14 protein-coding genes are annotated in these 21,101 nt (G+C 50.9%); 2 read left to right on the top strand and 12 right to left on the bottom strand.

The features are described 5' to 3' along the window. Positions 1-42: 42 nt before the first annotated feature. The gene (locus PGL02S_RS08650) at positions 43-735 is read right to left on the bottom strand and encodes a YitT family protein (RefSeq protein WP_006209319.1); all 693 of its coding nucleotides are present in this window, start codon (positions 733-735) and stop codon (positions 43-45) included. 583 nt (positions 736-1,318) lie between these two features. On the opposite strand from PGL02S_RS08650, the gene PGL02S_RS08645 reads away from it, so the two are divergent. Both PGL02S_RS08645 and PGL02S_RS08640 read left to right on the top strand, forming a co-directional pair. Next, on the top strand, positions 1,319-1,702 hold the full coding sequence (locus tag PGL02S_RS08645) for a hypothetical protein (protein WP_006209318.1): 384 nt from the start codon (positions 1,319-1,321) through the stop codon (positions 1,700-1,702). A gap of 29 nt (positions 1,703-1,731) precedes the next feature. Next, positions 1,732-3,879 carry a YhgE/Pip domain-containing protein gene (locus PGL02S_RS08640; protein ID WP_036636705.1) on the top strand — a complete coding sequence of 716 codons (2,148 nt, stop codon included), beginning with the start codon at positions 1,732-1,734 and terminating at the stop codon, positions 3,877-3,879. Positions 3,880-3,965: 86 nt separating this feature from the next. On the opposite strand, the gene PGL02S_RS08635 is transcribed toward PGL02S_RS08640, so the two are convergent. The 11 genes from PGL02S_RS08635 to PGL02S_RS08585 form a co-directional block, all read right to left on the bottom strand. Beyond that, the gene (locus PGL02S_RS08635) at positions 3,966-5,039 is read right to left on the bottom strand and encodes a glycosyl hydrolase family 18 protein (protein WP_036636704.1); all 1,074 of its coding nucleotides are present in this window, start codon (positions 5,037-5,039) and stop codon (positions 3,966-3,968) included. 30 nt (positions 5,040-5,069) lie between these two features. Next, positions 5,070-6,827: a polysaccharide deacetylase family protein gene (locus PGL02S_RS08630; protein ID WP_036636701.1), complete on the bottom strand. Its 1,758-nt coding sequence runs from the start codon at positions 6,825-6,827 to the stop codon at positions 5,070-5,072. 31 nt (positions 6,828-6,858) lie between these two features. Next, positions 6,859-8,727: a glycosyltransferase family 2 protein gene (locus tag PGL02S_RS08625; protein WP_036636698.1), complete on the bottom strand. Its 1,869-nt coding sequence runs from the start codon at positions 8,725-8,727 to the stop codon at positions 6,859-6,861. A gap of 20 nt (positions 8,728-8,747) precedes the next feature. Next, on the bottom strand, positions 8,748-10,061 hold the full coding sequence (locus PGL02S_RS08620) for a nucleotide sugar dehydrogenase (RefSeq protein ID WP_036636695.1): 1,314 nt from the start codon (positions 10,059-10,061) through the stop codon (positions 8,748-8,750). Between the two features lies 1 nt (position 10,062). Then, a complete protein-coding gene (locus PGL02S_RS08615; protein WP_409347448.1) occupies positions 10,063-11,481 on the bottom strand; it encodes a polysaccharide deacetylase family protein in 1,419 nt (472 codons plus the stop codon). A gap of 468 nt (positions 11,482-11,949) precedes the next feature. Then, on the bottom strand, positions 11,950-12,876 hold the full coding sequence (locus PGL02S_RS08610; RefSeq protein WP_036636690.1) for a hypothetical protein: 927 nt from the start codon (positions 12,874-12,876) through the stop codon (positions 11,950-11,952). Continuing rightward, entirely contained in the window at positions 12,876-14,237 is a 1,362-nt protein-coding gene (locus PGL02S_RS08605; protein WP_006209308.1) for a nucleotide sugar dehydrogenase, read from the bottom strand. Before PGL02S_RS08605 ends, PGL02S_RS08610 begins: the two co-directional genes overlap by 1 nt. Before the next feature lie 184 nt (positions 14,238-14,421). Further along, the gene (locus PGL02S_RS08600; RefSeq protein WP_006209307.1) at positions 14,422-15,228 is read right to left on the bottom strand and encodes a response regulator transcription factor; all 807 of its coding nucleotides are present in this window, start codon (positions 15,226-15,228) and stop codon (positions 14,422-14,424) included. Positions 15,229-15,290: 62 nt separating this feature from the next. Next, the gene (locus PGL02S_RS08595) at positions 15,291-16,679 is read right to left on the bottom strand and encodes a glycosyltransferase family 2 protein (protein ID WP_152825183.1); all 1,389 of its coding nucleotides are present in this window, start codon (positions 16,677-16,679) and stop codon (positions 15,291-15,293) included. A gap of 22 nt (positions 16,680-16,701) precedes the next feature. Further along, positions 16,702-17,895, bottom strand: a complete 1,194-nt coding sequence (locus tag PGL02S_RS08590; protein ID WP_036636687.1) for a HEAT repeat domain-containing protein — start codon at positions 17,893-17,895, stop codon at positions 16,702-16,704. An 18-nt stretch (positions 17,896-17,913) separates the two neighbouring features. After that, a complete protein-coding gene (locus tag PGL02S_RS08585; RefSeq protein WP_036636685.1) occupies positions 17,914-20,172 on the bottom strand; it encodes a hypothetical protein in 2,259 nt (752 codons plus the stop codon). Positions 20,173-21,101: the final 929 nt, after the last annotated feature.

The raw sequence follows: 21,101 nt of genomic DNA, 5'->3' as shown, positions 1-21,101 counted from the left end.
AGCTCACCCTGATGCGGGTGAGCTTCTCTTAATGGGACCGTATTATGAACGGCCGCTAACGGTATGCTGTGCTGCCTTCGGAGTAACCGGAGTGCTTGGGGCACGGACCGCCTTCCGAAAAGGTTTCTTTTCCGTTTTCTCGGTACCGTACGTAACTGTGATCGTGATCACTTGTCCGGCAATCGATACGGCTAATATGGTGTATAAAGTCTCAACCAATGGCATGTAGAATAGCGATAATAGCAGTACTACGGCATCCATCAGGAAAAACACCGTCCCTACCTTAAGCCCGCTCCACTCGCTGAAGAGCACGGAGATCACATCGTCTCCACCTGTTGCCCCACCGAATCGGAGCACAATACCGGCTCCAAAGCCTGTTAATAAACCAGACAGCAGCGCGGCTGCCAGTAAATTATGACCCAAATCAATCACGAGCGTAGAATACCGCTCTATTAATGCGTAAAACACAGTGAACATACTCGCTGCAACAACCGTATTGAAAATAAACTTCCGGCCTTTGATAAACAAGGCAACCAGCAGTACCGGTATGTCCATCAGGATCATACTTAATGCCGGCGGAATATCGAGTGCATATTTGCCAAGCAGCGCAAGGCCAACAAAGCCGCCTTCGGTTAAATGATTGTGAAAATTAATGTGATAATACGTAAAAGCCATTAAAAACGTTCCGAACAACATCGCCGACATGGTGATAATTGTGTTTTGTCTTTTCCTCATACAGGATCCCTCTTGTCGTAGTAGATTGGTCAGACATAGGCCAATCTCTACACTGAGGAAACCTGGAGGAGCTCATCCTTCGAACCATAGTTCCCATCCTTTCGTGAGAGACCGTCCTTGTCTTCAGACGTCCGACTTCGCTCTACGAAGGAAGCTATGTGTATGAGAGATCATAACGTTTCCAAATCGTCCTTTGGGGATTCGTCCTTCGGGGACACATGGTATCCTGATCCTTTCTTTCTCGTTATAGTTAACTGCTAACATTATTATAACACAGATTGCAGGCTAGCTAAACAACCATCGGTACTCATTGGAATTTAATGGATGAACACTTGTGTGATGCGGTACATCATCACCCCCAGGAAGATACGCTCTGCCTAAACATTGGCTTACCATGGATTACATGAACATCAACATAATTGCACACTCAAGTTGAATATCCATCCACTCTATTCATGATATGTACGCCTATATCGTGAACATACCAAAAATTATACATTGCGCGAAGCATAATCCTCGAATACGATGTGTATATTAGAACATATGTTCTTATACGTATTTCATTTATGAGGAAGTGTTACTTATGAAGCCTTCAACTCCTCCACTGCCCTCTGAAGAAGACGAAGCATTGATCAGAGACTATCTCCTGTACAACCTGCTCCAATCGCTTCTTAAGCGGGACATTCAAATCCTGAAGACCCTTAGTCTCAAAATGGCAGACCTCTACATTTTAAATTTGCAATACATGCAAAAAGGGAATTCTGATCATGCCTGGTCGGTTCAGCAGCAGATGAGGCAGCGCGGTATCCGGATTCAGAACCAGAGCCGTACCGCAGAAGATGGGGTGCAGGTGCTGTATCTATGCCGCGGATATGAACGCAGGCTGCTCAGCGACTGGGCCTCTCTCAAGGAAGCAATAAAGGAACAGCTTGTTTCGTATCTTGGCACGGATTTGGCGGCATACTAGCTCCAACTACGTACAAGACAGGAGCTTTCATGAAGAATATTTTCCATATTTATTCTACTGATTTAAATAGAATCGTTCGAAACTGGGCCGCAGCCGTCATCATCACCGGGTTGGCCATTCTCCCTTCACTATATGCCTGGTTTAATATTGAGGCCTCCTGGGATCCCTACGGCCAGACTTCGGGGCTGTCCATCGCTGTCGCCAACTTGGATAAAGGAACCACCCTCCGCGGCGAACCGATCAATCTGGGAAAAGAAATCGTGGAGTCTCTCCATCAAAATGAAAAGCTGGGCTGGCGGTTTACGGAGGATAGCGAGAACGCCATTCAGGGGGTAAGGCGCGGTAATGATTACGCGGCCATTGTCATTCCGGAGGACTTCTCTGCCCGTATCGGCACGGTGCTTAGCAACGAGCCTGTCAAAGCCCAGATCCTCTACTATACGAACGAGAAGATTAACGCGATTGCCCCCAAAGTCACGGCACAGGGCGCATCCGGCGTTGTCGAGGAAATCAGCAAAAACTTCATCAAAACCGCCAACGGTACCATCTTCGAGATTTTTAATACGCTCGGGATTGAAATCGAGAACCAACTCCCTGCGATTAATAAAGTGCGAAACCTTCTGTTCCGGCTTGAAAAAAGCTTTCCTGAGCTCAATGAAGCGGTAACCACAGCTCAGGAGGATATTAAGCTGGCCAACCAGCTCGTTCAGCAAGCCCATACCGCCCTCCCCCGCCTGGAAGGAATCGCTACCGAGGGCAAGGAAATGGCGGGCGCACTGGCGGACTTCGCCAATCAGGCTGCCGGTGCCTCGAAGTCTCTGGAGCCTGCCTTGCGTCAAGATTTGGAGGTATTGGGTGCAGCTACTGGTGCCCTCTCTCAGGCGCTGGACGCTTTAGGGCAAGCCGACATGGATCCGAAGGAGCTTGCCGACCGCCTGAACGCTGCCCAGGCTCGCGCCGAGACAGCTGCTGAAGCTGCAGCTCGGCTGAGCCAATTGTTTAAGCGGCTGGGCTCCGTCTCCCCCGCAGCAGCTTCAGGTGCCGCCAGGCTTGAGGAAATTGCGGCAAGATGGAAATCTGCGCAATCCGTGCTCCAGACCCTAACACAAGCGGTGGAACGGGGCGAGGAAGCACCCGCCGATTCCGTTGCTAAGCTGAAAAAACTTGCCGATGACATTACAGATCTGACCAACACACTGTTAAGCCGCTACGATAGCGAGATCGGTCCAGCCATAAGCAAAGCCTTCAGCAAGGGCTCCGATACCGCCAAGCGTGTCCAGAATGAGCTGACACAGGCGCTGACCAGCGTGCCCGACATCCAGCGCCTGTTAAAGGATGCCCAGAGGGGGCTCACAGTGGGGGGAGAAGAGGTGCAGCTTGCCCAGAGCCGCCTGCCGGAGGCCGAGCTTCGCATTACAACGCTGGCCAACCGGCTCCGGGAGATGGAAGCTGAGGGCGATATTCAGGAAGTCATCGATCTGCTTCAGAACAATTTTGAGCTCGAAAGCCAATTTTTTGCCGAGCCTGTCACACTGGAAGAGAATCGGCTGTACCCGATTCCGAACTACGGCTCCGCGATGTCTCCCTTCTTCACGACCTTATCGTTGTGGGTGGGTGCCTTGCTGCTTGTGTCCCTGCTCTCCGTTGATATTCATGATGAGGAGAGAAGCTTTCGCAGCATCGAGGTCTACTTCGGGCGCTACTTAACCTTTCTGACCCTCGCTCTGTTCCAGGCGCTGTTTGTCACCCTCGGCGACCTCTACCTGCTCCGGACCTATGTGGTGAATCCCGGCTGGTTCATCCTGTTTGCGCTGCTGATCAGCTCCATCTTCATGCTGATTGTATACACTCTGGTGTCGGTATTCGGCAATGTCGGAAAAGCAATGGCCATCGTGCTGCTTGTGCTGCAGCTGGCGGGTGCGGGCGGCACCTTCCCGATTCAGATGACACCGCCATTCTTCCAGGCGCTGCACCCGTACCTGCCCTTTACCTATGCCATTAGTATGATGCGGGAAGCCGTTGGCGGCATCCTGTGGGACATCGTGATCCGGGATGCCTTGCTCATGCTCATCTTCGCTGCCATCGCACTGGTCATCGGAATCGTGCTCAAGAAGCCAATCAACCGCGCCAGCAGCGGACTGGTCCGCAAAGCAAAAGCCTCGAAACTGATTCATTAAATCGGCATGCAAATAACCCTAATGAAAAGGACATCCCCACCGGCTTCTTATCACCAGGGGATGTCCTATGTGCTGTCGTTCCATTATCACTTTTTGGTATCCGATATTTCGTTCAATTGCTGCAGTGTATCCTCTCCCACGTCCCCCAGCCGCCAGATCGCAATCTTCGCGATGCCGGATGCCCGCGCCGTTTCAATCCAGCCCGCGACGGTCGTCCCATCCGCATACCACACGGTATGATCAGCGCCGAGGTCGTCGGTATATTCAAAATACAAGGCCCCGCTCGCTGGGTCTCTCTGCGGCTCGTCTGGAATTGAGTTCGCCAGCTCGATCGCCCGCTGCTCCGTCAGCGATGTGACTTTGCCACCCTCCGCCCAGTCAAACCCGCCAAGAGACAGAGCCAAACCATGCTCGCCGGGGATCTGCTGCAGCTTCTCTGCGAGCTCCCGGATCATGGCATGATCCGCCTTCGGTCCAGGTCCGCTGTGACCACCGTGCAAATTATAGGCCATCAGGACATAATCCGGCCCCTTCGGCAGGTCAAGCGATGCCGCGCGGACGCCCGGCTCCAGTACAATTCGAAGAGACAGATCTTCTGTCCGCAGGCGCTCATACAATTCACTGTACAGAGCGGACAGATTATCCCAGTCTTCCTTACGGACCTTCTCGTAGTCCAGTTCCACACCGGTAAAACCATGCCGGGTCACCTCAGCCACGATGTCCCCGATATGCCGGCTGCGGCTTTCCGGCGTAGCCACGATCCGGGATACAAGATCTGCATCTTTCTGCACCGTCGATCCATCCGTATTGAAACGGTCGTTCACGATGGTCAGAACCCTGCGAATCTGTCCGTCTTCCCGGGCAGCCTCCATGACCTTAGGGAGAGCCTCCAAATAATCCGGTGTAATGTGGAGTTCGTCTTGATGATTGAAGTAAACCGCAAACAGATGGATTTCTTCAAGCCCTCCGGCAAGCAGCTTCAAATCCGTTATCCCCGTCTTCCACTGCCAGTCCGTAATCCAGGCGGACAACCTGACCCCTGTCTGGGGCGGCTGTAGTACCCGTTCCTTCTCTTTGCCTTGTGGCCACCAGATGATGACAGCAGCGCACATGCTCACCAAAACTGTTGTTGCTGCCCATTTCACCGTTCGATACCTCATTCGTTGATCACACCCTACGCCACCCTAATTTTAAAAAGTCTCCACGGCCCAGTCGACAGCCCGGTTCACGGTTCTCTGCACGCTTGTTACCATACCGGTAAATCCAGTCGGCTTGTTGGTAAACAGCAGCTTCTGATCCCTGTCCGAAGACTTCGACAGGATCCTGACGTCTTCAAAAATGGCATCGTAGATGTCATCCTTCTCATTCTGCTCATGAAATTGCGATTCGAACGCTACGCCACCGGCACCAATCGAAGCATGCACTGGCTGCTGGTCCAGAATCAGCTGCTGATCAACGCTCAAGGACAGTGAATTGCCATCCACCGAGATCTCCAGCACCCGGCTTCCGCCGATGTTCACAGGATAATCGTTCTCGTCATCACGGGCGCCGGACTGCGTTTGTTCCTTCGTATACACCGACGCCTTGTCGAACTGCAGATCCTCTTCCCCCCATCCTACCTTCGGCAAGGAGTACGTGAACAGTGTCTCGGGAGGCTGCCCCGCAATCTTCTGTTCCACCGCCACGTTATTATTCTCCAGCAGAAGGCGCAGATAAGAACCCTTCATCCGGTCGTAACGAACATAGACGGATTGGCGTCCCACCACATTACCGAGCGCTTTTGCCGAGACGGTAACGTCAGACGCTTCACTTCCCTTCAAATATACGCCACCTGCCTGGGAGGGCGGAGACGTAACCACCATGCGGTTATCCTGGAATTCGGCCGCTCCGCCAAGCAGCTCCCACTTGTCGGCCTGCCGCTTGTCCCCCCGAACAAACTGCATGGGCTGCCCTTGATCCTTGCGCAGCTTCATGACAAGGTGATTGGTGGACCAGTAAGGCGCAGGCTGAACCCGAGTCAGATTATAAAGATCGCTGTCCTTCGTGTTAAAGGCGTTGCCCTCCCGGTTGAAATTCATGCCGAACAGCTGTTGAATCTGATCCGTATTCGCGTTCGCAACAAGCTGATTCATCCCGCTGCCAAGCGCATTGGCGTGCATAATCATGTAAGTGCCGGGAACATAGCCAAGCGCCTCCGTGTAGACCTTATTCATCACCTCATAATCTGCACGGACCCGTTCTTCCATCTCTACGCGATTCTCCAGCGGAATCATATTCTCATCGCGGATGAAATCCATCAGATAGTGGTTGTAATACTCCACGCTGGCTTTGCTGGTCAGCTCGCTCTCGTCTTTAACACCGATATAGCGGCCTTCCTTGTCAAAAATATTAATATACGTCAGTCGGTTGCCGTTGGTCCCCAGCTCCCAAAAACCCGTGCGGGTCATCTTCAGCATATCCTTCGGCTGCAGAAACTTCCGTTCGCTGTTGCCCATTTTGTTCGCGTAAGACAAAAAGGTTGCCTTATAATTGTATTTCTCCAGCAGCGGCTGCGCGAACAGGGCAGAATCGTTCCGCCCGTCTTCAAAGGACAGGTACAGCGCTTTATCCGGCAGCTTCTTGCCTGCGGCGTAATAATCGATAATATCCTGCTGCGATATCGTGACGTAGCCCTGGTCATGCAAAGCCTTCAGCTGGGCATCCAGCTGGCTTTTGGACACCAGCTTGGACGTTCCGGTACGACCAACTCCAAAATAGGACAAAGCGATAAAACCCTGTTCCTGACGCCAGGCCGATTTATCCGGCTCCTTATAGGCTCTGAAATCGAAAATCGCGTTCGCCAGCATAATCGCAACTACGCCCAAAATCAGAATCTGTGCCGTAACCTTTATGATTTTCCCGCGATTCTTTCGCCGAACATTAAGGGCAGTATTTTGTTTCTTCCCCATTTGTCATCCTCACTTCAACCGCTTTGACACATCAGAACGGTAATCCGAATTTTTTGCCTTTGCGCTTGCGGGCTTCCTTCTTCAGTCTGGCTTCAATATCCTGCGGCGTTTCCCTGGTCCCCCAGGTCGATTTCCAGAAGGTAAACCAGGCCACCGGCATTTGCCATAACAGCACAAATTCATAGAACAGACAGAACACGAAGCCGAACACCCAGAGCCTGCTCTTGCGAAACAGTAAATGGGCAAGGCTCATAAGCAGCGCCATCAGCAGCAAGCCCATCAGGAAGGTTCCCGGAAAAATGCCGTGAACGATTGGCACATAAATCAGGTTGTAGGCAACCACAACAGGCGCCGCGATCGGCACAATCAGCCCGATATAGAAGAACAGCGCCATGAACGGCTCTTTCCGCCATATAAAACTGCCAGCCCGCAGAGACTCGCGCAGCCAGGAGCGCTTCCAGCGCATCTGCTGCTTCAGGAATACCTTCATCTGTGAAGGAACGATGGTTGAGCATATGGCCGAATCCTGATAGCCGGTACGGTGTGTTTTTAGAATAAAATTGGTCATGCTCCGGTCATCACCGAAGGTTGCGGGTCTGCCGAGGAACTTCTGGTTCAGCCATGCATCCGCATGCTGGACAATCAGCTCTTTTCGGTAACAGGACAACGGACCCGACAAACAGGTTACGCTGTCAAACCATGATTCTGCCGCTTTCATAATCCGAAACGCAATATAATATCTGACCGTCTGAAGCTTCGTCATATTATTGGTATATTTATTCTCGACGTCTGTCCGTCCGGCCACACCGCCCATTTTCGGGTCCTGGAAGGGTTGAACGAGATGGCGTATGGCCGTCGGGTCCAGAAAACTGTCGGAATCCACAAAAACAACCAGATCATGCTTCGCCATCTCCACACCTTTGACCAGTGCGGCCCGCTTGCCTGCATTCTCCGGCAGCACCGTATAGGTCAGACGTTCCCGGGTAGCGTAACGCTCCGCCTCGGAATGAATCAGTTCGATCATATCCTGGATCTGCTGCACCGATTGGTCCGTCGAACGGTCATCCACCACGATAACCTCCAGCTTCTCAACAGGATAGTCCTGATTGATACAGCTGAGAATCGTGCGTTTGATCCAGTCGGCTTCATTAAAGCAGGGAATGATAATCGACACGCCAGGTGTATACCCGGGATTGATCGGCACATCGCGGTATAAGGCTCCGAATAGGTAACGAGTCAAGAGAAACAGTGCTGCAATAATGCTGTATAAATACAGCACCATATTGTATTTAAAATAGATGATACTCTCGGCGCGCATAAGCATAATGAAGAGCACCGACACGAACAGAAGCGCGCTGGCGGAGTAGACGGAATATCCCCACCGTTTTCGCTGAAAATAATCGGTTAGCGGCTTCTCGAATTCAATGGCAAGCATCAACTCGTCGCCGGATTCCGTTTTGTTTACAAACTGGCGAACAATGCTTGCATCAATCCGCACAGCCGATTCGAAGCCCTCGGGCATCGCACCCGGAGGAATTCGGAATCGGGCCTTCACCATGTCGCCAACTTCAAGGCTCGATGCGTCCGGCACCCTAAGCAGCAGGCCTGTACCCGAAATATCGGCCGCCTGCCCCTTGGTTCCAGAGCTTTTCTTTTTCCCCTTAGGAACAAGCAGCACCTCGAAATCTGCCACATAACGCAAACTGAGCATCCGAAGTTTATTCAAATATTCGGTATTGGACAGATCGTCTCCAGGTTGCAGCGCTCGATTCCCCCTCCGGTCCGCATTCATGCGAATTTGCTCCGGATCAGGCACATAGGAAAGAGTCCTTCTGTCCGTACGCGGTAACGTAAGTACTTCCTTGGTACTCTTTTGTTGCTTACTTTTTTTTATCCCCATTGCGTTCTCCCATCGTTATCTCACAAACTCCAATAATGAAAACCGTTGGCTTCACATTCGGCCTTTGGATAAACTCCCTTCACATCAATCAAGAGTTTCTCCTTCTCCGTGCTGAACATCCCGTTAAAGTCGGAAATCGCAAGCTGCTTGAATTCATGGTGAGCGACCGCTACGATTGCAATTTGGATTCCTTTTAACTCACGCATATCCGACAGCTCGATACCATATTCTTCATATGCCTGCTTCGAATCTACGTATGGATCCGTCACCATCGGCTGTATCCCGTAATCCTGCAGTTCGCGGATAATATCGATGACCTTGGAATTGCGGATATCCTGGCAATCCTCCTTAAAGGCAAGACCCATCACCGCAACCTTCGCTTGCACCAGATCAAGACCTTGGCGAACTGCAAGTTTAATGACATTCTGGGCGATGTATTTTCCCATCCCGTCATTGATATGCCTTCCGGCCAGAATGATCTTGGAATGATATCCGGTATCCTCGGCCTTGTATGTAAGATAATACGGATCGATTCCGATGCAATGTCCACCGACGAGACCTGGCCGGAACGGCAGGAAATTCCACTTCGTTTCCGCTGCCCGGAGGACGGCATTCGTATCGATATCCATCTGGTTGAACAGCATCGACAGCTCGTTCATAAACGCGATATTGATATCGCGCTGAGCGTTCTCAATGACTTTGGCTGCTTCGGCCACTTTGATGCTTTCTGCCCGGTGGACGCCGGCTTCGATAATCAGCTCATATAGCCTGGCGACCGTCTCCAGCGCTTCCGGATCGCTGCCGGACACGATTTTCACAATCGTTTCAAGCCGGTGCACCCGATCTCCCGGGTTAATTCGTTCCGGGGAATATCCCACCTTGAAATCCACGCCAAAGCGCAGACCTGACTCCGCTTCGAGGATTGGAATGCAAATTTCCTCCGTAACGCCCGGATAAACTGTCGATTCATAGACAACTACAGCCCCACGCGATAAGGCACGACCCACCATCCTGCTGGCACTGCGCACGTATTTCAAATCCGGCACATTCCCGCTTTTTACGGGGGTCGGAACGGCTACAATAAAACAACCAGCCTCCCTCAGCTTGTCCGGATCTGAAGTGAATACCGCCCTGCAGTCCCTAAGAGATGCATCTCCGATCTCACCGGTGGCGTCCATTCCGCTGCTGTACTGCTTCACCTTGTCTTCACTCAGATCAAAACCGATAACGTCCAGTTTCTTCGAAAATGCAACCGCCAGCGGAAGACCTACATATCCAAGACCCACCACCGCCAATTTGTCCAAGCGGTCTACCATGCTCTCATACAACCCCATATTATTCCATCTCCGTTGCGGCCTTGTTTTGCTGCATCATGTCCGCCATTTTAACAAACGTGTATCCCTTGCCTTGCAGGCCTTCCAGCACGCTTGGCAGAGCTTCTATCGTGTGAATATCATCCAGCATGTGCAACAAGATGACGCTGCCTCGTTCCGTTTTGGTCATAACTCCGTTCACGATATCTTTCGCACTGTTTGAAATGTCCCAATCCAGCGTTGTCACATCATACATGGCAATCACCGGATAACCGACAGCGGCCAGCGCTTTCGCCCGCTCATCATCTACCACGCCGGTTGGCGGACGGAACAGCATAACGGGCTGTTGTTGAATGGCTTCCGTAATGACCTGATGAGCCTTGACCACATCTTCCTGCAGCTCTTGTGGTGTTAACGAAGTAACAACAGGGTGACTATAGGAATGGTTGGCCACATCATGGCCGCCTTCTACCATCGCCCGTGCCAGGTTCGGGTTGCTCTCCACTCCTTTTGCCCGCAGGAAGAAGGTGGCCTTTACATCATGCTCTGCCAAAATATCGAGAATGCGGGTCACCGTTTTGTCGCTTCCGAAATCGTCAAACGTCAAGGCTACCTCTTTTTTGTTCGTATCCACTTTGTAGACGAGTTCATACTTCGCCTGTTGATAATCCGGATTGATTCGGGCTGCGTCATATCCCGGAATCTGTTCAAGCGGTTTGCGCTCTCCGCCATTCTCAACAAGCTCGTTCAACGTAACAAGCTGATACCCGATATCATCTGCAGCCTGGGCTATATATTGAATAGATGAGATCACTTCCGGATTGACGTCGGTATTCATCGAGATAATACCGCCTCTTGAAATGAATTTGGCCACATACTCTCCGATCTCTTCCGCACTCTGCATATTACGGTCCTTGGGGTTGATGTTGTAACTCACAACCGCCTTCATGCCGAGATGCGCAGCCGCCAGGGGTACATCGGCAGGGTAATCGCCGGAGCGTGTCCGAACATAGCGCGGCTCTGCTCCGGTTTCCCGCTTGATAACGTCATTCGCCAATTTGATTTCCTTATAGATCTGGTCATAATCAAGCTTGTTCATATCCAGTTGGTTCAGTGTATTGTTCTCGATTTCGTGACCTCTGGCCAAGATGGCACTGGCAATATCCGGCTCCTCCGCCACTCTCATGCCCGGCAGGAAGAAAGTTGCCTTGATCCCCCACGCATCCAGTTCATCGATCAGAGCGGTCATGGTCGCTTTATCACCCATGCCATTGAAAGTAAGTGCCAATTCTTTTTTGGCTGTGTAAACATACGGGATCTCCCTGCTCTTCTCCCCGGTATACCGCTCTACCTTCGGCGCGGGCGCCATCGGACCGGTTCCTTCATTAGAGGCTGGTTTACCGCCAAATAGACCACAGCCTCCCAATAATATCAGGATCATGAATAGTGCAGTCATTCTCGAAAGTATGTATGGAACTCGGAATTTAATAGAAACTCTTTTCATCTGGTTACTCCTTCTATATTTCAAACCGGGACTTTTGTCATGCAGTCATCCTGAACAAACCAATAGAATATAACACCATCCGTCCATAATTACTACAGCTGTTTTAAAGAATTCATGGATTTTTTTCTTTTTTTAGATGGCTGTAACCAAATTGAGGGGTATATGGTTCATTATACCTATTCACTCGATCCATCCACTGCTTTTGAATCATCTTTCATCCTCCTAGACTTGATGATTCATTATAAAATTCAATTCTATACAATTTCTAAACAATTCAAAAAACGCATAAAAAATACCCCCGAAGATCTCTGAAGACCTTCCGGGGGTACGCTGAAAGTTGAATGAGTGAATGATATGAAGCTGCTTGCACATTAACCCGGAATACGGACCGGGCTTACTACAAAATCACCGTTTTTCCTCGACCATCACCGTCCGTTTGTGAACCCAAGCCTGGTAATGATGGACAGCCAGGCCTGCAAAGGAGGAATGGACGCTGCCAAGCTTGGCGGCGCTCAGGGCTTCATCCTCCATTTCCTGCTCGCTCTTGGTGAAGAAGGTCAAATGCTCCCCTTCTTCCGTATCCCCAAGCTCCATGCCGATCCAGACGGACTTGCCGAGTTCGTCCGCCTGCTTCAGCTCTTCCTTGGACAATTCATACATTTGCTCCCCGCTGTCCCGGTATGCCATAACGGCAATTGCATCCGTATTCTGAATCATCCAGCGGCTGAACGAATCCGAATTCTCGCCTTTCGGTCCAGGTATGGAATCAAGCCAGAACGGAACGGCGGCACTGAGCGGGAGGTTCTGACGCTCCGCCTCCTGCACCCACACTTTCATGTTCGCGCTCCATTCTTCCACGACCTGCACCTGTTCCCGGTCCCATCTCCTTAGCACATAGGGCTCGACATCGAACTGCACACCCTCAAATTTCTCCTCAGGTGCAGAAGCCTGATTGTACTCGTCCAGCCAGGTTAACAGCTCCATCCCTTGACCCTGGCCTTCCCCATAAGCCCAATCCGGCTGCCCGCCCAAAGCATGTACGCTGATGCCCTTCTGATGGGCAGCCGCCACAAAGCGGCGATATTCCTCTTCCGTAACCTCTTTTTGGATTTGCAAAAAAATCGTTGTAATTCCTTCCCTCCCGCTAAAGGCTACAATCTCCTCCGTTTCACTCCGGATCAGACTTGCATCCCACAGCCAAGTGGCTTTGTTCTGATTCACCTTGCCTGACGGAAGAAGAAAAAGGATCAGCAGCAAAAGGCAGATGCCGGCAACCAGGATGATCAACTTCGCTTTTGCGTTTATATACCTCAGTCTTCTCGTCCACTTCATCAGATCAAGACGGCCTCATCCGGCTCGGCAACATGCTGAACGGAATGGCCAATCTTGTAGATATGAGGCTCGGCATACGCCTTAAATGCATTTCTCGTATCCAGGATCGGCACGCCCGCGGAAGCGATGGAATGGTAATCGAGATTACTATGATTCGTGATCAGCACAATGCAATCGTAACGACTGAATTTGGTGAGGTCATACTCCACGCTGCGGATCGTTGTGCCATGCTTGTCCACAAAGCTGTTGGCGTACGGATCGTAATATTCCACATAGGCGCCGTTCTCCTTAAACTGCTCATATACTTCAAGTCCCGGCGATTCGCGCAAATCGCTGATGTCCGGTTTGTACGCCATGCCAAGCAGCAGGATGTTGGAGCGCTTAATCGATTTGGCATACTCATTCAGAATCGTAGCCGTCTTGTTGATCACATAGTATGGCATATTGTCATTTGTGGATTGCGCCAGCTCGATGAATTTGCTGTAGAAACGGAAACCCTTGGCCTTCCAGGATAAGTACATAGGGTCCAGCGGAATGCAGTGACCGCCGATGCCCGGTCCCGGATAGAACGGCATGAATCCGAAAGGCTTGGTTGCTGCCGCATTAATTACTTCCCAGATATCAATGCCCATGCGATCACACATCATGGCCATCTCGTTCACGAAGGCAATGTTCACGCTGCGGAACGTATTCTCTAGCAGCTTGGACATTTCCGCAACCTTGGGGTTGCTGACAGGCACAACCGTCTCCACGTACTGCTTGTACAACGCCTCGCCCAGTTTAAGGCAAGCATCCGTTGTTCCGCCGATCACCTTCGGCGTATTGCGTGTATTAAACCGGCTGTTGGATGGATCTACCCGTTCCGGCGAGAAGCACAGGTAGAAGTCCTGACCAACCTTATATCCGAGCTTTTCGATCTGCTGCTGGATCAGCTCCTCGGTTGTTCCCGGATAAGTGGTGCTCTCCAGAGTAATCAACAGATTGGGTTTCATGAAGCGTTTGAGCTGATCGACTACCATTGTAATGTAGGATGTATCCGGGTCCTGGTTCTCGCTGAGCGGCGTCGGCACACAGATGCTAACCGCATCAATGACCGTAATCATGCTGTAATCCGTTGTTGGTTTAAAGCGTCCGGTCTCCATGCAGGCTGCAAGCTCTTCGGACGAGATGTCCGTGATATAGGATTCTCCGCGATAGATTCGATCAATCTTGTCTGAATCGAGATCGATTCCAATCACCGTAAATCCCTGTCTTACCATTTCTACGGCGAGCGGTAATCCTACATAGCCCAGCCCCACAACACCCAAAACAGCTTTCTTATTTTCAATGGCACTCAATAAAGTTTCGTATTCCTCATTCACAAGTATTCAACCTCCATCGGATGTATAGTCTGTTAGTCTATCGTCTCACTTTTTGGCTAAAGGATAGACCTCGTTTTGTTGAACTCTCTCCTTGCGATTAAAGAACTTCTCAGCTCAACTAATCACGTATCCATTCTTCATTCAAACATTCCTCATCAAGCTAAAGACGTTAATATCCATGTGTTTAATGAAGGCACCGGCGGATGCGGGCATCCAGCTCTACCGGCGAGAACGGCTTGGTTACATAATCATCCACCCCGTTCTGGAAGCACTGGCTGATGGTCTGCTCCACACGCTTCTCGGTCAATACAACAATCTTCGGCGGTTCCTTCACCTTGAGCTGCTGGATATGATGAATGAAGGGCAAACCATCGATGCCGTGCAGATTAAGCTCCGTCAGCACAAGATCAGGCTCCCATTTCGGGATAAGATCCAGAGCCTCCAAGCCATCCACCGCTTCGAGTGTTTCATAGCCTTGCATGGCCAAGCGTATTTGCAAAAATTCTCTCACCGTGGCGTCCTGATCCACAATAAGAATTCGACTCTGATCACGGTCTGCTTCCTCCTGCGTGAATATATGAATATCCGAAGAGGTGCTGAGCCTAGCCGCTTCCGCCATCTGCTTCATCGTCTGCGTTGACGGTGTTTCAGTAAGCGCTGCAAGCGTAATTCTCGGATCCGACTGCTCCAGCCGGCCCTGAAGATGCTGCTTCAAGAGCAGTGCCTGATAGTGGGCGGCATCCAGCGTATACCCAGGCAATGTAAGGGCCAAGACGCCGGTACTGACATCTCGCAGAACCTCGCTGTTCACACCGGACAGCTGGTCCACAAAGCTTTGGACCTCCGTCAGCTCAGCATCCGTTCCGGACGGATCGCCAGCACAGTACAGAAACAGCAAAGCTGTTCCGTTTCGGTGTCCTCTCACTTCCTCCTCCAGGCGGCCGTAAAAATCAACGGCCTGCACGCGTTGCAATGTTGCGGATTGAGACATAATTGTAAGTCCCACCTCTCTTTATGGTTTGACGCTGTAAAAACATGAACCGGGCCTTGATGTCAGGCTGCCTCGTTCTTGTCTTTCCAGCTCTGCCGGGTCATGGTTCCCCATGAATTGTTGTTTTGCATGTATTGAATATGCCCCTGTACCCTCCACAGCACGCCCAACTGGTGGTAACCCACAAATTTGAGTGCCGAGAAGAGAAGCATCTTCACCAGATCCGACAATTTGGTATACCGCCGGAAGGCCATCTCCTCCAGGATGAGGGCGCCTACACTGAGCAGGTACCCGCTTAAGAAGTTGACGAGTCCAAACACGACCAGTACTTGCCAATTTGTCATATCCAGCATTACATATCCAAGCAGAGCCAGAAGGCCCGTGATTCTGAAATAAGGGTTTAGCGCTTCAAAAATAACGTTGTAGGGCATTGTCAGCAATCCCATGACTTTATATTTCGGGTTGAACAGCATATTGCGGTTCTCGATCATGTTCTTCAAATTTCCCCGTCCCCAGCGCTTGCGCTGGTTGGACAATATGTTGTAGCTGTCCGGCGCCTGCGTCCAGCACACTGCTTCCGGACAGAAGGAGACTCGATATTTGATTTTATTTTCCAGCATATAGCGGTGCAGCTTGATGATGATATTCATGTCTTCTCCGGGATAACCGCCCCGATAGCCGCCTACGGCAATGACATAATCTTTTCGAAACATGCCGAAGGCTCCGGAGACGATGATAAGCCCGTTAAGATGACTCCAGCCGATTCGTCCCCCCAGAAAAGCTTTGAGGTATTCAATCGATTGGAACATGGGCCACATACGGCGCGGCAAGGATACGTCCTTAACCTCTCCGTTCTCAATCACGCAGCCGTTGGCAATTCGAACATCTCCCCCGATGGCCACCGTCTCTTCCGGGTTCTCCATATACATCCGGGCCATCCGGATCAGCGCATCCTTCTCCAGCAATGAATCCGCATCAATGGAAGAGATCAGCGGATAACGGGAGAGGTTGATTCCCGCGTTCAATGAATCCGCCTTGCCGCCGTTCTCTTTATCAATCACGTATAACTGCGGATACTGGGGGTTGTAATAAATCCCGCGCATCTTATGGGTATGGATGTTCCCGCGCAGCTCCGGATTTGGCAGCAGCGTCAATCCATACTCCTCAATCAGCACCTGCAATGTGTCGTCGGAAGATCCGTCATTGATGACAATAACCTCGTACGTGGGATAATTCAGTGTCATCAGACAACGAACATTCTCTGCGATCGTCAGCTCTTCGTTGTAAGCGGGAACCAGCAGGGATACGGATGGTACCAGCTCGGAGCCGGACAGCGTATTGTATTTTGAGTAATTAGCCCGTCTGAAAATATCCCGGATATTTCTGAAAGAGAACAACAGAATTACAAAATAAAGCGCGCTAACGGCCATGACGTAATATATCGCCACCATGCCGTAAGTGAGCAGGATGTCTCTAAGCAGTGTAATCCCCTCCTACTCCTGCAACGGTGCCGATGCGCTTACTCGGTTGAACACCGAAATAACGATCGTACACCAGTTTTCTTTTGTTATAGGCAACCATTTGCTCCACTTGTTCATGTTCGCCTTCCTTGGCCATGATCCGTTCGATCCGGTACAGTGCCGTTTCCCTTGCCGGACCGGTTCCTGTCAACGCAGCCTGACACAGTGTCTCGAAGCCTTGTTCTCCAAGCATGGCAAGACTCTCGGCGCTATGATTACGCACATACCAATTGTCATCCTTCAGGGCAGAAGCCAGAAGCGGAATGCTGCCTGCGGCATGAAGCCGTCCCAGCGCCTTCGCTGCTGCTGAACGTACTTCCCACGCATGATCATTCATTAGCTCCTCAATGGTGTCATCCTTCAGGGCAGGGTTGGAGCTCAGGTACAGCTTGACCGCTTCTGCGCGTACGTCCTTCTCCTCGGATCCCACCAGTTTGCCCAGTGCAGGAACGACCGCCGGAATGGCTTGCCCCCACATGGCAACGAGTGAAACCTTGACCAGTCCCGGATCCGGATCATCCAGAAGCTTACGCATAAGGCTGGCCGAATCCAGCCGGGTCTCGAGCAAAATATCGGCAGCCATATGATGAATGGCTTTATCGTACGAGAGCAGCTTCGACAGCATCTCCCGAATCTGCTGGGACTGCACCGCGCTTTTGGCTATTGCCCGCGCAATGATGATGGTCATGGGACCGTATTTCATGCGATTCATCATATGCTGAAGCTGCGGCACCGCCTCTTCGGCACGCATCCCCCCAAGCCGGTAGGCCGCCTCGATTCGGCGGTCTTTCCGCAGGCTGGACAGTGCCCGGATATCGGCCTCCACAAATCCGGCATCCCTGCACAAGCGAAGCAGCTTCTCTCTGGCATCCCCTTTGAACTGCTCGATCCATTCCATAAACTTGGCCTGAATGACCCGGCGTTCTGCCGGGGTCAGTTTGCCAGGCGGAAGCTCTGGCGTTATATCGCCATGCAGATGGGTCTGCACATACACAAAGTAATCATGGTACTTTTTCTTTAAACGTTCCATTTCTTTCTGCTCGGCATTATGCTTGATCTTCATTTGGAACAACAGGATAATGCCGGCTGCAATGAGGCCGAGACATACATAGATGAATACGTACGCCATGGCTAAATTTGAAAACATATCCGATGGCTCCTCCTTTTATTTAGCATCTGATTGCCGCCCCGGTTCAGGCAGGCGGGTGAAGATTTCCTGCATATCGTAATAGCTTTGCTTCAACCGCTCACTGTACTTGGTGGCTTCCCACAGCTCCCATGTATAGGGTTTGATATCCTGCAGGTTTATAGCCTCCGGCGATTCGGCTGCCGAAGCCCCGTTCTGCTTCGAGCGTTCCGCAATCCATGGTGCCAAGCGAATTCCATCCGCCGTCACGGTGCTGAATGAGCGCTTGTCTTGAAGCGGAGTGTAATCCACAACCTGCAGCGAGCTTGGGTCTCCGAATCCCAATAGCATCCAAGGAATTCGCATCTCAATGAACTGTCCTTGATACTGCCACGCTGTAAGAGAATTGAAATCCGGAGATTCCGGATCGGTGGTCCCCCGTTTGAGAATTCCTACGGTTTCATCCACAAACGGATGAGAGAAACGGGTGTCCGGGGGATTCATCAGCAGGCTGATCGCCAGCTTCCAGGAGTGAAACGATCCACCCGGTACTACAGGATCATTCTTCGTGCCCTTGGCTTCCTCCCCTGGCAGCATCCAATATCCTTCTTCGCCGTACAATCGGCTGTGAAAGTCATAAGATGGCGCTATGGTTACCTGGGACTCGTCCTCTTGCCCTAACTGAATCAAAGTCTCCAAAGCTCCGCCGGTAAGCGTTCGTCCTGCCAGCTCCTTCTCCGGGATGTCTCCGCCTTGAATCGTGTCCGCTCCAATGAAGAGCTTCGAACGCTCAGGGTCAAACACCTCGCCCAGCTCCATGCCAATGTACAGATAGGCTTCATCATGAGTCAGCCTCATGCTCTTCACCCCCGGAGCCGTTCCGGACCAGGCCTTAACTTCCCCATCGGGAAGCTTATCCCAGTCAGCCAAATCTCCGTCAATCGTAATCTGCTCTGTTTTACCCGGCTGCATGGCCAGAACCCCGAACATCTTCTCGTTGGTCAGAACATTCAACCAGAATGCCCGGCGGTCTGCTGGGATTTCAAAAGGCATCGTATTCCATGTTTTCTTGAACCATTCGTCCTGCCACATGAACAGGATTGCCCCGGAATATCCCTCATCGTAAATATCCTGGGTTAGTGAGACGTTGACCAGACCCTGCTCTGCTTCATCATGTCCGCCTTGATCCCTCCCTCCAGGACCATGGTGTGAAACGCCTATGGATGACGGCACGCCATATTCGGTGACCATGATCGGCATATCCTCGAACTCCGCCTTCAATTTGCGCAGGTAGGCTTTGTATGTGTTGTATTCCCCGTCTCCATCAGGAATGGTCTGCAATGTTTCGTCCGTTCGGAAGAAATCCGGATAGTACGGATACACATGGTAAGCCGCAAAATATCCTGCTTCCCAATTCACCGGTGTGACATGCCTCGCGTCCACAGACACCAGATCCTCCTCGAACAGCGGTTCGCCGGGATGCTCCAGCACATCCGTTGTGACCCAATTCGTAAATGTCATCGGATGCTGCCAGCCATACTTCTGCTCCTCGGTAGCCGTATAATCCAATAAAGATGCCAGCCAATTCTCGAAGGGGCTTGCGTCTTCCGTCCCCGAGAAATAGGAGCCCTCGTATTGAGGAACATCCTTATGTACCGTATTTGTTTTCTCAACCATGGCGGGGTCCCACTCTGTACCCACATGCCAGGCCATCAGGTACTTGCCTGCATTGACCTTATACTTGCCACTCGACTGCCCATGTTTGGGCTCTACGTTGATATCCCCATAGACAGCCGCGACTGCCTTGGATATTTCGGCTTTAAACGTCTGGACGATTTCCTCGTCATAAGCATCCTGACGCTCGATCAGCTGCTCCTCCGGCGACCAGATGCCCTGCATAAAGTACAGGGGGTCTTCGCCTTTATCACGGTTATATTTCACCAAAGCCGAGTAAAAGACCGGATTGTGCACCGTATAGACCCTGATGACGTTTGCTCCCATGTCATCAATCTGCTTGAACCAACGCAGGTAATCCTCCTCCGTTGCCGGCAGCTCACCAGGATAATGCCCCGGTACCGTTGCACCCAGATTCACGCCTTTGGCAAAAACCTCATTCCAAACCTCTTCGTTTTCATATTCCAATAAAGAGGTGCCCTCGGTTTTGAACTTCATTTTCACGCCGTCCGCATCCGCATACGTTTTTAATGACGGTCTTAGATATCCTAGAATTACAGCGGCACCGCAGAGAAGCACTATAGTGCAAAGCGCTGCGATTACCCACCATTTTCGTCTGCTCATCGTCTTCGTTGCTCACCTGCCCCTTCTATGACATGCTGATTGCTGCACCGACGTTCATGACGTGAGCTATACTCGTCATTCTATAGCCGATGCGTTCCCGATACCATATTCCTTCTTTACCAACTTTTCTAATACCGACAGTAGTCTTAAAGAAGCGGATTTAACACTCCCATAACTTTTCCCCCGAATCATGCATCGCCGTCTCTTCAACCTTGTCATTTGACAACTTCACAAGATGATGTTAGTTACGTGTAGCTAACGGGCATGGCCCCGAAGAAGCTGTAGCCTGTATGACTTTATCCCATGAAAGGAGTACAGCGTGTTCAGACCGTTTTCAGAAAATTTTCGTGAATCGTAATATTAAACGCAGAAAAATTGCTAAAGTTCCGGTCATTTTTACATCATTATCCATAGTTATGACAAAATTGATACCAAAGTCGTATAAAAAAACGGCTGAGAACCGCATTCTGTAAAGGATTGGCAATATTAGCCTTTTATACAAAATGAGAACAGAGTCCTGTACCGGGATTGGGTAATATTCTATAGATTTGATTATCAGGATCAAGTGGTAAGTATCGCCTATTTTTGATGATTTCGGTCTCGATTACTTAGCAGTAGTTTACATAAATTAGTTTGAAAATTTACACAAATCCGGGCATGACAACATAAAACAGACCCGATAATTAGTCTTGCGGGTCTGTTTGTAAGGCTATGAGGTTGAAAAAGTTACCTTGATTACCGTTTATTCTACAGGCAAATGTCACCTTCACCTCCAAAATGTCGAATATCTCCACTCCTCTACCCGCCCCTATATAAGCGCCAGTGGCGTTAATTGATTCATCGTTTAGACATCGGCAACATCCGACCCTGAAATCCACTGTAGTTCCCCGGACATCTGATGAATTGCCCACGTCTTTGTGACCAAGTCG

It is taken from the genome of Paenibacillus glucanolyticus NBRC 15330 (assembly GCF_004000885.1).
In the GTDB taxonomy this organism is placed as follows: Bacteria; Bacillota; Bacilli; order Paenibacillales; family Paenibacillaceae; genus Paenibacillus_AQ; species Paenibacillus_AQ glucanolyticus.
This window is presented reverse-complemented; position numbering and strand designations above follow the sequence as displayed.

Bases quoted from the DNA above. Each gene is read 5' to 3' on its own strand.
- PGL02S_RS08640 (WP_036636705.1), top strand. From the start codon at position 1,732: ATGAAGAATATTTTCCATATTTATTCTACTGATTTAAATAGAATCGTT.
- PGL02S_RS08610 (WP_036636690.1), bottom strand. From the start codon at position 12,876: ATGAAGTGGACGAGAAGACTGAGGTATATAAACGCAAAAGCGAAGTTG.
- PGL02S_RS08595 (WP_152825183.1), bottom strand. From the start codon at position 16,679: ATGGTGGCGATATATTACGTCATGGCCGTTAGCGCGCTTTATTTTGTA.
- PGL02S_RS08620 (WP_036636695.1), bottom strand. From the start codon at position 10,061: ATGGGGTTGTATGAGAGCATGGTAGACCGCTTGGACAAATTGGCGGTG.
- PGL02S_RS08615 (WP_409347448.1), bottom strand. From the start codon at position 11,481: ATGATCCTGATATTATTGGGAGGCTGTGGTCTATTTGGCGGTAAACCA.
- PGL02S_RS08650 (WP_006209319.1), bottom strand. From the start codon at position 735: ATGAGGAAAAGACAAAACACAATTATCACCATGTCGGCGATGTTGTTC.
- PGL02S_RS08625 (WP_036636698.1), bottom strand. From the start codon at position 8,727: ATGGGGATAAAAAAAAGTAAGCAACAAAAGAGTACCAAGGAAGTACTT.
- PGL02S_RS08590 (WP_036636687.1), bottom strand. From the start codon at position 17,895: ATGTTTTCAAATTTAGCCATGGCGTACGTATTCATCTATGTATGTCTC.
- PGL02S_RS08630 (WP_036636701.1), bottom strand. From the start codon at position 6,827: ATGGGGAAGAAACAAAATACTGCCCTTAATGTTCGGCGAAAGAATCGC.
- PGL02S_RS08600 (WP_006209307.1), bottom strand. From the start codon at position 15,228: ATGTCTCAATCCGCAACATTGCAACGCGTGCAGGCCGTTGATTTTTAC.
- PGL02S_RS08585 (WP_036636685.1), bottom strand. From the start codon at position 20,172: ATGAGCAGACGAAAATGGTGGGTAATCGCAGCGCTTTGCACTATAGTG.
- PGL02S_RS08645 (WP_006209318.1), top strand. From the start codon at position 1,319: ATGAAGCCTTCAACTCCTCCACTGCCCTCTGAAGAAGACGAAGCATTG.
- PGL02S_RS08635 (WP_036636704.1), bottom strand. From the start codon at position 5,039: ATGAGGTATCGAACGGTGAAATGGGCAGCAACAACAGTTTTGGTGAGC.